General features: G+C 61.2%; 10 protein-coding genes and 1 tRNA gene. 4 read left to right on the top strand and 7 right to left on the bottom strand.

Features of this window, described 5'->3' with window-relative positions:
* The first annotated feature begins 148 nt into the window (after positions 1–148).
* Positions 149–1,072, top strand: a complete 924-nt coding sequence (locus tag AC1DF8_RS34520; RefSeq protein WP_112972715.1) for a LysR family transcriptional regulator — start codon at positions 149–151, stop codon at positions 1,070–1,072.
* A 401-nt stretch (positions 1,073–1,473) separates the two neighbouring features.
* Here AC1DF8_RS34520 and AC1DF8_RS34525 read toward each other — a convergent pair whose 3' ends face one another.
* Positions 1,474–1,836 carry a hypothetical protein gene (locus tag AC1DF8_RS34525; RefSeq protein ID WP_183878216.1) on the bottom strand — a complete coding sequence of 121 codons (363 nt, stop codon included), beginning with the start codon at positions 1,834–1,836 and terminating at the stop codon, positions 1,474–1,476.
* Positions 1,837–2,039: 203 nt separating this feature from the next.
* Positions 2,040–2,116, bottom strand: a tRNA-Arg gene (locus AC1DF8_RS34530).
* Between the two features lie 172 nt (positions 2,117–2,288).
* On the opposite strand from AC1DF8_RS34530, the gene AC1DF8_RS34535 reads away from it, so the two are divergent.
* Positions 2,289–3,059, top strand: coding sequence for a hypothetical protein (locus tag AC1DF8_RS34535; RefSeq protein ID WP_478157252.1), 771 nt, complete (start codon positions 2,289–2,291; stop codon positions 3,057–3,059).
* A 67-nt stretch (positions 3,060–3,126) separates the two neighbouring features.
* On the opposite strand, the gene AC1DF8_RS34540 is transcribed toward AC1DF8_RS34535, so the two are convergent.
* The 3 genes from AC1DF8_RS34540 to xylF form a co-directional block, all read right to left on the bottom strand.
* Positions 3,127–3,909 (bottom strand): ATP-binding cassette domain-containing protein, encoded by a 783-nt coding sequence (locus AC1DF8_RS34540; RefSeq protein WP_007815343.1) that lies wholly within the window; start codon positions 3,907–3,909, stop codon positions 3,127–3,129.
* Positions 3,910–3,923: 14 nt separating this feature from the next.
* Positions 3,924–5,234: a sugar ABC transporter permease gene (locus AC1DF8_RS34545; RefSeq protein ID WP_478157254.1), complete on the bottom strand. Its 1,311-nt coding sequence runs from the start codon at positions 5,232–5,234 to the stop codon at positions 3,924–3,926.
* Positions 5,235–5,493: 259 nt separating this feature from the next.
* The gene (gene xylF, locus AC1DF8_RS34550; RefSeq protein ID WP_029616408.1) at positions 5,494–6,534 is read right to left on the bottom strand and encodes a D-xylose ABC transporter substrate-binding protein; all 1,041 of its coding nucleotides are present in this window, start codon (positions 6,532–6,534) and stop codon (positions 5,494–5,496) included.
* A 226-nt stretch (positions 6,535–6,760) separates the two neighbouring features.
* Between xylF and AC1DF8_RS34555 the strand changes: the two genes are divergently transcribed.
* Complete coding sequence (locus AC1DF8_RS34555) at positions 6,761–7,984, top strand: ROK family protein (RefSeq protein WP_183847228.1); 1,224 nt, start codon at positions 6,761–6,763, stop codon at positions 7,982–7,984.
* A gap of 327 nt (positions 7,985–8,311) precedes the next feature.
* Here AC1DF8_RS34555 and iolG read toward each other — a convergent pair whose 3' ends face one another.
* Positions 8,312–9,304, bottom strand: a complete 993-nt coding sequence (iolG, locus tag AC1DF8_RS34560) for an inositol 2-dehydrogenase (RefSeq protein ID WP_478157256.1) — start codon at positions 9,302–9,304, stop codon at positions 8,312–8,314.
* A gap of 176 nt (positions 9,305–9,480) precedes the next feature.
* Between iolG and AC1DF8_RS34565 the strand changes: the two genes are divergently transcribed.
* On the top strand, positions 9,481–9,750 hold the full coding sequence (locus tag AC1DF8_RS34565) for a hypothetical protein (RefSeq protein ID WP_018114768.1): 270 nt from the start codon (positions 9,481–9,483) through the stop codon (positions 9,748–9,750).
* Positions 9,751–9,890: 140 nt separating this feature from the next.
* On the opposite strand, the gene AC1DF8_RS34570 is transcribed toward AC1DF8_RS34565, so the two are convergent.
* Positions 9,891–10,781 (bottom strand): Hint domain-containing protein, encoded by an 891-nt coding sequence (locus AC1DF8_RS34570; protein WP_183847225.1) that lies wholly within the window; start codon positions 10,779–10,781, stop codon positions 9,891–9,893.
* Between the last annotated feature and the right edge of the window lie 13 nt (positions 10,782–10,794).

Below are 10,794 nucleotides of genomic sequence, written 5' to 3' on the forward strand. Positions count from 1 at the left end.
CGTTTTGGGATACAGTTGATTGCGAAATACCTCCGGTGAGGCGTGTTCGATCATATCCGAAAATTGCGACGTTAGTTAAATTCCCTCTTTATCGAAGACAAATACCTTGTACGTTCGAGCTATGCCTCAAAGGTATAGCGAGGACCCGATGGAACTCAGGCATTTGCGCTATTTTGTTGCCGTTGCGGAGGAGGGAAGCCTACTGACCGCAGCAGAGCGGCGGCTTCACACGTCCCAGCCCTCGCTCAGCAGGCAAATTCGCGATCTGGAAACCGAAGTCGGTGTCAAACTGCTAGAACGGCAGTCGCGCGGCGTGACGCTCACCGCCGCCGGTAAAGTGTTTCTTGATCACGCGCGGCTGGCGTTACTGCAAGTCGAGGCGGCTGCGGAAGGGGCCCGGCGGGCAGAGCGGCCGGAAAAGCAGTCGTTCACGATCGGCTTTCTCGCAGGGCAAGAGGTCGTGTGGCTACCCCATGCATTGCGCATTATTCGTGAGGAAGCGCCGGAGGTTGAAATCATATTGTCCAGCCAGTCTTCCCCGGACCTGGCTCTGGCACTGATGCGGGGCAAGCTGGACGTCGCTTTCCTTCGCCCCGAGACGCAGAGTGTTGGTGTGTCCTTCAAGTTTCTGGCCAAGGAGCCACTGATCGCCGTGCTGCCGGCGGACCATCGCTTGACGTCGCGCAAAAAGATCCTGCCGCAGGACCTTGCCCGCGAAACTTACGTCAGTTCGGCTAGAATTTCTCCCGTACTGCAATCCGTGATCCAGGATTACGCGTCGAACGTCGGGATCACACTCAAGGCAGAGTACGAAGGCGAAGGCCTGCCATCAGCAATGTCGCTCGTCGTGTCAACGGGTGGAATAACGCTTATTCCGCTTTATGCGCAAAATATGCTTACACCGAATGTCGTTGCCAGAGCACTTGAGGGTGTGCCTCCGACAATTGATCTCACCTTAGGATACAACGATTCAAACTCCTCGCCTTTGCTCCGCCGATTTTTGTCTCGCTCTGATGAATTGGTCGCCAACGTTCAAAATCAGAGCATCATCCGCTATGCCGAAGTTCCATAGCAGGGAGCGCCTTTGCAAAGACTAGCGGGGCCCCGTCGCGGCAGCCATGAAGTGTAACGTTGCGGCGTTCACATCCTCGCCCCCCCTGCAACAATAATCCATGTGTGGCGAACGCGCCTGCCGTTTCCGCCATCTCTCGAACCTCCCCATCATCACTCGAAGGCTCTTGCTACCCGATTTGCCTCGCGCCGCTTCTTGACTGTGCGGTAGATCTCTCGAACGAGATAGGCCGCTAGAATGATCATTTGCTGCAAAAAAACAGCGCCGACGACCAGGAATTGGATCACTTCCTCAGGATTGGTGGAAAAGCTGCATACCACTCCACCGTCCTTCAACAAGGAATGAGCGCGGATCGCCAAGGCTGCAGAGCGTTCGGTGCGCTGAGGATCCTTCGTTGTTCGTTATCGCTCCGCCTTTTCCTTAGCGTCCGCAAGGATATCGCCGCCCGCCTTACTCGCTGACCGGCCGGCGCGGATTGCGATTGCCGTCACGGCCACCGCGGCGCGGCGGGCTGCTCGGGGTATTGCGCGCCGGAACACGAACAGCAGAACGGCGGCCAAGAGGACGGCGCCAATAGAGAGCCCGCCAGTAATCATCTCTTGGTTATGGGCTTCGATGCGATACTTATGGAGAAGCTTCGCGTCCTCAACTGACAGTTGGCAATCCGTTATGGCCTGGACGTCCTGCCGATCGATATCGCTTAGGTTTATGCCCTCTTTGGGGAAGCAGGTATAACTTGGCGGGCGGCTGTGATCGAAAGGCACGGGCAAAGTCTCCTGTTTTTCTGTTTCTGTGGCGGGGATGGCAGGTAGGCTGGGGGAGGCGATGCGATCTACTAATTCCCCTTTTGTTCCAGGTTGTCCAGTGCGGCCCGTGCAATCCTGCGTCAAGCGTGGGAATAAATGCGGGAAGAGACTGGAACTCTTCTTCCGTTAAATCAGCCATTTGTAGTGGTATTTTGAAGCGGTGGCGCACCCGACAGGATTCGAACCTGTGACCTTTGGAATCGGAATCCAACACTCTATCCAGCTGAGCTACGGGTGCATGCCTGACGATGTGACTCGTCGTCCGATGTCGTGGTTCTTAGCCTAGCTTTGGCTCTGCTTCAATCGCGAAGTTCGCGGAATTTCGGCTCGTTGCTGTTATCCGGGATTTTCAAGGCGATGGGGCGTCGCTAAAAGCTTCCTCTGATGGTTAGGTTTTCATCGGGGATGAGATGGGCGAAGCGGTTTTCGATCTGGCGCGGCGGGCGCGGTTTACGGGGCTTTCCGGGAATTTTTCGCTGGGGCATGAGATCCTGGATGGAGCCGTGGCGCAGGCTGGCGAGGATGCTGGGGCGCGGGCGTGGATTGCGATCGAGCGGGGGCGGCTTTTCAACAGTGCGGGGGAGCCGGCGCGGGCGCTGCCGTTCTTTAGCGAGGCATGGGAACTAGCCCAGCGGGCAGGGGACCATGATCTGGCTGTCGATGCGGCGCATATGCTGGCGATCGCGTCCGATGTCGAGGCGGCCGAACGGTGGGTGGCGGTGGCGCTTGATTATATCGAGGCGCAACGCGCAAGCCCGCATTGGCGAGGCATGTTGCATCACAATCTCGGCTGGACCTATTTCGAGGTGGGGCGCTTCGAGGATGCGCTTGGCGCCTTCCGGCGGGATGAGGCGATCCGGGAGGCCTCCGGCAACGCACAGACGCTGAAGGTGGCGCGGTATGCGGTCGTGCGTACGCTCCGGGCATTGTCGCGGGTGGATGAGGCGACTGCGCTCGGGGAGAGGGTCGTAGCGCTTGCGGATGCGGCCAATGATGCGGCGCCTTATGTCTATGAAGAGCTCGCCGAATGTTATGCGATGAAGGGCGAGATGGCGGATGCGCAGCGCTTTGCGGCGCGGGCGCATGCGGTTCTCTCGGAGAATGCGTCCTTCGTGCGGAATGAGCCTGTCAGGCTGGCGCGGCTTGCGACCCTTGCTGAGGGTGCTGCGGCTGCGGACTGATGCCGCAAATGAAAACTCCGCCGGTCCCTTCGGACGGCGGAGTTTGTTTGTCGGGCCTGTCTTTCAATCACACCTGCATGGCGCCGGGGCCGGGGATGGCCTTCGGCGGCACCTTGCCGAGGATGATCATGCCGAGCACCTCGTCCTTGGTGACATCCTCAGTGCGGGCGTGGCCGACGACCTGGCCGTTTTTCATCACCGAGACACGGTCGGCGAGGTCGAAGACGTCGTGGATGTCGTGGCTGATGAGGAAGATGCCGATGCCTTCCTTTTTCAGCTGCTTGATGAGCTCGCCGACCTGTGCCGTTTCCTGGGGGCCAAGGGCTGCCGTCGGCTCGTCCATGATCAGGATGCGGGCGTTGAACAGGATGGCGCGGGCAATGGCGACGGACTGGCGCTGGCCGCCCGATAGTGCCTTGACCGGCTCCTTGAAGCGCTTGAAGTTGGGGTTCAGGCGGCCCATCACCTCGCGGGCGGAATGTTCCATCGCGACGTCGTCGAGCGTGCCCCAGCGGGTCTTCAGCTCGCGGCCGAGATAGAGGTTGGCGGCGGCGTCGACATTATCGGCGACGGCGAGCGTCTGGTAGATCGTCTCGATGCCGAACTTCTTGGCATCGCGCGGATTGCGGATGTCGGCCGGTTCGCCATTGATCAGGATCTCGCCGCTATCGCGCTTGTAGGCGCCGGAGAGGATTTTGATAAGGGTCGACTTGCCGGCGCCGTTATGGCCGAGAAGGGCCACGACTTCACCGGGGTAGAGATCGACCGAGGCATTGTCGACGGCGTGGATACCGCCGAAGGAGATCGAGATGTTCTTCAGTTCGACAAGGGGAGTGCGTTGTTCAGCCATGGTTCGTACTCCTCTTACTTCGCACGGGAGCGATAGACAGTGTCGAGCCAGACGGCAATGACGAGCACCGCGCCGACGACGACGTTCTGGATGGGCGTGTCGACATTGGCGAGACCCATGCCCGACTGAAGCGACTGCATGACGAGCGCGCCGAGCATGGCGCCGGCGATCGTGCCGGTGCCGCCTGCCAGAGACGTGCCGCCGATAACGGCTGCTGCGATCGTATAGAGTTCGTAGGTCGTGCCCTGCGAGTTGGCGGCGGCGTTGAGGCGTGCCGTGGAGATCGCGGCGGCGACGGCTGCGAGGAAGCCCATCAGCGCGAAGATGCGCACGGTGACCCAGCGGGTCTTGATACCGGCGAGCTCGGCAGCTTCCGGGTTGCCGCCGATCGCGAAGACATAGCGGCCGAAGCGGAGACGCGTGGCGATGAAGGTCATGACGATGCCGACGAGGATGGCGATCAGGACCGGCACGGCAATGCCGTAAGGGATCATCAGCCCGCCTTCCGGCATGGTGATGTTATTGGCCTCGGCATAGCGCTTGGCGATCGCCGGCGGCCAGTAATAGATCGTGGATACCCAGATCGCTCCGAGCACCATGGCACAGCCGAGGATGCCGAGGACATATTCTGCCCAGAGCGGACGGCGCGGGAAGTTGAAACGCCGGCGCTGGTGGCGCGAGCCGATGATCGAGACGACGATCAGCACGCAGGCARCCGCACCGATGATCCAGCTCCAGGTGGCGCCGATCGCGCCTTCGGCACCGCCGCCCATGATGCGGAAGGTGGTGTCGAGGGGAGCGACCGTCTGGCCGCTCGTGACATACCAGGCAAGGCCGCGCCAGGCGAGGAAGCCGCCGAGCGTGACGATAAAGGACGGCACGCCGAGGAAGGCGATGATGACGCCCTGGAGCAGGCCGATGGCCGAGCCGACGAGGAGGCCGGCGATGAGCGTGATCACCCAGGTGAAGGAATTGTCGAAGCCGAGATATTGCGGCAGGAATTTCGCCTGGACCACGCCCATGATCATGGCGACGAAGCCAAGGATCGAGCCGATCGACAGGTCGATGTTTCTGGTGACGATGACCAGCACCATGCCGGTCGCCAGCACCGCGATTTCGGTGGTCTGGACAGAGAGGTTCCAGAGGTTTCGGGGCGTGAGGAACAGGCCGCCGGTATAGAAGTGGAAGCCGACCCAGATGACCAGCAATGCGCCGATCATGCCAAGAAGGCGGGTGTCTATTTCCGTTGCCCGCAGGAAGCGCGTGAAGGGGCCTTCAACTGCCGTGCGCGGGCCGGACGAGGTCGATTGGGTGATGTCTGCCATGGGTTTGCCGTTTCCCCCATTTGTTTGGGCGCAGGCCTGCTCCTGATGGGAATAGCTGGCCGATGACCGCCCTGTTCTTGTTGTGACCACCGGGACGCTTCCGAAAATAGCCGATCACAACGGCACTATTCTGGCAGGGAATCAAAGCATCCGCGATGTGCGCGAGAACGGAGAAGCCCCATCGAGCGGGCTTCATCCGGCATCCGGCGCCGCAGCGGAGGCCGCTGCGGCGCCGATAGTTCAGATCGTCAGGCGAGGATTAGTCGCAAGCCTTGACGGAACCGGCCTTGACGCCCTGGCAGGCTTCAGCCTTGGAGATCCAGCCTGCGTCGATGACGACGTTCAGGTTGTCCTTGGTGATGGCGAGCGGGGTCAGGAAGATCGACTGCATCTTCACCTTCTTCGGGCCGCCTTCGAAGGTCTGCACGCCTGCAACCTTGTCGAGGGCAGTGCCGCCGGCGAGATCGAGAGCGATTTCAGCAGCGCGCTTGCCGAGTTCACGGCTGTCCTTCCAGACCGAAACCGTCTGCGTGCCGAGAGCGATGCGGTTCAGAGCAGCCTTGTCGGCGTCCTGGCCGGAAACCGGAACGGAGCCGGCGAGGCCCTGTGCGTCGAGAGCGGCGACGGCGCCACCGGCCGTACCGTCGTTGGAAGCAACAACGGCGTCAACCTTGTTGTTGTTGGCGGTCAGGAACTGCTCCATGTTGCGCTGAGCGTTCTGCGGCAGCCAGCCGTCGGTATAGGCTTCGCCGACATTCTTGATCTTGCCGGCGTCGATTGCAGCCTTCAGGACTTCCTGCTGACCTGCGAAGAGGAAGTCAGCGTTCGGGTCGGAGGACGAGCCCTTGATGAAGACGTAGTTGCCTTCCGGCTTGACCTTGAAGACTTCCTGAGCCTGCAGGCGGCCGACTTCCTTGTTGTCGAAGGTGATGTAGAAGGCAGACGGGTTTTCGATCAGGCGGTCGTAACCGACGACCGGGATACCTTCGCTGGCGGCTTTTTCAACAGCCGGGCCGATTGCGTCGGAGTCCTGAGCGAGAATGATGAGAGCGTTTGCGCCCTGGGAGATCAGCGACTCAACGTCGGTGAGCTGCTTTGCAGCCGAAGACTGTGCGTCAGCGGAAATGTACTTTGCGCCCTTGGCTTCCAGAGCCTTCTTGATCGCTGCTTCGTCCGTCTTCCAACGCTCTTCCTGGAAGTTCGACCAGGAAACGCCAACGACGAGGTCGGCAGCCATGGCAGCCGACTGCAGCGAAACGAGGATGGCAGCGCCTGCCATCAGCTTATAAATAGACTTCATAATGTCCTCCCGAGTGAATTGCAGCCGGCCCAGCCATTGCTCCTCCGGCCACCGCGAAAGCCTGTCCAGAAAGGTTCGGATTTTTTTCTCGACAGTCGAGAAATTTAGTGTCAGAGATTTTTTCAACTGTCAACACCGCACTACCGGCTTAATTTCCTTTGACGAAAGCGGCCGGAGATGCTGTGGCAATGAGGGGCGGAACGAACGGGGAAGAGGGCGGCGATAGATGCTGACCAAGTCGAGCACGGAGCTCGTACGGCAGAGAAACAGCGTGCTCGTGCTCGCCACTCTCCGCCGCCACGGGGCGCTTGCTCATACTGAAATATCCGATTTTACGCGGCTTTCGTCCGCGACCGTTTCTGCGATCACGGCCGATCTCGAAAAGGCGCATGTGATCGAAAAATCCGAGCAGCAGGCGGCCAGCGGGCGAGGGCGCCCGCGCGTGCTTTTGCGCCAGCGGCGCGACTGCGGCTATCTCATCGTCGTCATCATCTCCTCGGATGCTGTGCAATATTCGCTGGTCGATTATTCGGGCAAGCTGATCGATCGTTTCAGCGAGGACAGGTCGCATGATCCCGCAGGCGCGGGCCGGTTCGTGAATGGGGTGCGGCAGGGGCTCGAGCGCATCCTGTCACGCTCGCGCATCGAGCGGGACAAGGTGCTGCTCATCTCGATCAGCAGCAAGGGGCTGGTCAATTCCTCCGAGCCGGTTCTCGTCTGGTCGCCGATCTTCGGCAGCGACCAGATCGATTTCGAACTGGCGCTCAAGCCGGAGTGGAAGGCGAAGGTCATTCTCGACAACGAGACGCTGCTGGTCGCCGCCGCGCTGGGCGCGCATGAGGAGAATGTGAAGGGCGGCGATTTCCGCTCGCTGGCGGCCCTTTCGCTCGGCCACAGCATCGGGCTCGGTATTATCCGGCGAACCAGCCATGGCGGGCATGACGTCTCGGCGCCCAATTTCGGGCACATGCTGCATATGGCCAATGGCGGGCTTTGCCGCTGCGGCACGCGCGGCTGCATCGAGGCCTATGCCGGTTTCTACGCCATCCTGCGTACCGCCTTCGAAGTGCCGCTGGATACGATCCCGGCAAAGTTCGTGCCGCTTGCCGAGCTCGACAAGATCGCAGCCAGGGCGCGGCAGGGCCACCGTATTTCGGGCTTTGCGTTCCGGCAGGCGGGGCTTGCCCTCGGAAACGGCCTGTCGCGCATGCTAAGCCTGACCGAGCGCATGCCGATCGCGATCACCGGGCCGGGCACGCGCTATTACGATCTGCTGCGGCAGGGGATCGAGGAGGGGCTCGGCCAATCCCATGTGGTGCGCATGGAGGGCATGCCTGACCTCAGGGTCGTCGCCGACGAGCAGATTCTCGTCTTCGAAGGACATCTGAATCGCGCACTGGCGGTGATTGATGAGGATATTGTCGTGGCGGGTGTGCAGGGCGGAGATTAGTCGCTCCCCCCTTCGCCCCAGCGGGGAGAAGGTGCCCGAAGGGCGGGTGAGGGGGCCCAACCGCCGACAGGTATTTCTTTAAGCATCCGTTATAATACCGTTTAGGCCTTAGAGCACGCCGCTAGGTTGGACCAGCCCGCCTTTATGCTCGCGGCCCCGTCATCCGACCCTTCGGGCCACCTTCTCCCCGATGGGGCGAAGGGGCAGGCACCGTGGCAATCCCCTTTTCCTTGTGGGGAGGGGGCTTTGAGCCAAACGCTTCAAACGAGAAATGGCCGGGCGGGTGCCCGGCCATTTCTCACGATGGCGACCGTCGGGAGAGGGCGGTCAGCCGATCTTTACGAGCTTGCCTTCCTTGACGGACTGGACGGCGGCATCCGCGAGCGCGAGAGCGGCCAGGCCGTCGGCGCCCGACGGCGAGATCTTCGAGCCCTTCTCGATCGCGGAGATGAAGCTTGCGATCTCGTTGGCATAGGCTTCAGTGTAGCGGGTCATGAAGAAATCGTGCAGCGGCGGGCGCGTATAGCCTTCGCCATTTGCGACTTCGATCGAGACCGGGCGCTGGTTCTCGGCCGAGACGGCGCCCTTGGAACCGTGCGCCTCGATGCGCTGGTCATAGCCATAGGTGGCGCGGCGCGAGTTGGAGATGATGGCCTGCTTGCCCGAGGCGGTCTGCAGGATGACGGAGACGCTGTCATAGTCGCCGGCTTCGCCGATCGCCTTGTCGACCAGGACTGCGGCGGTTGCGACGACCGAGACCGGCTCTTCGCCGAGCAGGAAGCGGGCCATGTCGAAGTCGTGGATCGTCATGTCGCGGAAGATGCCGCCCGAACGCTTGATGTAATCGACCGGCGGGGCACCCGGATCGCGCGAGGTGATCGTCACCATCTCGACGTCACCGATCTTGCCGTCGTCGATGACCTTGCGCACGGCCATGAAATGCGGGTCGAAGCGGCGATTGAAGCCGACCATCAGCTTGGCGCCGGTCTCTTCCACGACCTTGATGCAGGCCTTGACGCGGGCAACATCGAGATCGATGGGCTTTTCGCAGAAGATCGCCTTGCCGGCGCGGGCGAAGCGCTCGATCAGGTCGGCATGGGTATCGGTCGGCGTGCAGATGACGACGGCGTCAATATCCTTGGCGGCTTCGATCGCTTCGATCGTGCGCACTTCGCAGCCATAGGCGGAAGCGATTGCTTCGGCAGCCTGCGGGAAGGCGTCGGCGACGGCTACGAGCTTTGCATTGGCATCGCCGCTGACGGCCTTTGCATGGACCTTACCGATGCGGCCGGCGCCGAGAAGACCAAATCTCACTGTCATTTACTGCCTCCCTATATTCGGAACAAATAAACCGAATTGATATAAGTTTGGAATTTTCATTCCATTTTCCATTCGCCGCGTCAAGCCCGCGGCTCTTTCACATTTGTGAATTCCATCCTAAAGACAAGTGATGTCATCACAGCAGTGAGGCGCGTTATCACAACAATGAGACAAAGATGCAGCTGATCGATCCCAACCACCCGACCTATCGACACCTTTGGGTTCGTATCCTTATCGTGGTGGTCTGCTTCGGATGGGCGATCTTCGAATTCATCGGCGGCGACCCCTTCTGGGGCGTGCTCGCGGGCGGCGCCGGCGCTTATTCCTTCTATATGCTGATCTGGACCTTCGATCCGAAACCGCCGGAGACGGCGGCAGTGGTCACTTCCGATGATGAGGAAGAGGCAGACAAGCCGGCAACGGAAGAAGAGAAGAAGGGCGAATAAGAAAAGCGCGGCGCGATCTTTCCGATGCGCGCCACGCTTTTCTTTCTTCTATGCATGTCGTCTGGCAAGACCGCTGCGCGGTTTGCGCGACTGAGCTCTCCGGGTTCGAGATGCGCCCCGGCGAGCAAGCCGGCTGCAGATCAGAGCGACAGTTCCCTGGCCTGCGCGTCGATCTTCCTGCAGGCATCCCCGAACGGGTCGCGCGCCGGCACCAGGGGCGAAACGCCAAGGAGGAGGAGCGCTTTCAGGTGCTTCCAGCCACCTTCCTCGCCCAGCACCGGGGCATAAGATGTCATCACGCCGGGCCTTTCGCCATAGAGGCGCTTGAACTCGGCGAAATTGGAGAAGGCCTCGTGGTTGTTGTCCACGAGATGGAAGCTCTCGGCCGCCGCACCTTCGGCCAGGATGGCCTCATGCGTATCGAGCAGTACGGCATAATATTCGAGCGGCATGTCGTCGGCCGGAGTGACCGGCGCAATGGTCGTGCCGTTGACGAGATCCTTCACGCGGATCAGRACGCCGTTCAGAAACAGCGCATGGCCGGATGACAGGTAGAGATCGGAGTGCGGGGTGCGGCCGTCCAGCGCATGGCGGCGAATGCGGATTGGCACGACGGCTTCCTGCCAGCGTGCGCCGTTCTTCCTGAAGGCCTGGCGGCCGACCCACCTGATCGGACGAGTGCTTCCATCCGGAAGGGCAACGCGATCGCCGGCACGCAGATCCTCGACAGGCCTTTCACCGCAATCCGTGAGGATMCCSGTTCCCCGCAGGAAGCACTGCGGACCGCCGCCGCCACCGCCKCCGCCGGAACCACCGCTCCCCCCGGAGCCTCCGTGCCCACCGGAACCGCCGTGTCCACCCGAGCCACCGTGGCCCCAACGGCGTCCCAATGCACTCGCAGGAGATGTGGAAATTGCCGTGGCCAATGCCGCCACGCCCGCGAGCCGAACACCGGCGGCAGCAGCGACACCTAGAAAATGTCTGCGCGCAGTATTGTGCGGCAGAAGTTTCGGATCTTCCGTGGATGACATGGCGATCTCCTTT

The organism is Rhizobium sp. 05N49, assembly GCF_056396805.1.

Coding starts and splice junctions, on each gene's coding strand:
- AC1DF8_RS34540 (WP_007815343.1), bottom strand. CDS start 3,909: ATGGCTGAACAACGCACTCCCCTTGTCGAACTGAAGAACATCTCGATC.
- AC1DF8_RS34520 (WP_112972715.1), top strand. CDS start 149: ATGGAACTCAGGCATTTGCGCTATTTTGTTGCCGTTGCGGAGGAGGGA.
- AC1DF8_RS34565 (WP_018114768.1), top strand. CDS start 9,481: ATGCAGCTGATCGATCCCAACCACCCGACCTATCGACACCTTTGGGTT.
- AC1DF8_RS34535 (WP_478157252.1), top strand. CDS start 2,289: ATGGGCGAAGCGGTTTTCGATCTGGCGCGGCGGGCGCGGTTTACGGGG.
- iolG (WP_478157256.1), bottom strand. CDS start 9,304: ATGACAGTGAGATTTGGTCTTCTCGGCGCCGGCCGCATCGGTAAGGTC.
- xylF (WP_029616408.1), bottom strand. CDS start 6,534: ATGAAGTCTATTTATAAGCTGATGGCAGGCGCTGCCATCCTCGTTTCG.
- AC1DF8_RS34555 (WP_183847228.1), top strand. CDS start 6,761: ATGCTGACCAAGTCGAGCACGGAGCTCGTACGGCAGAGAAACAGCGTG.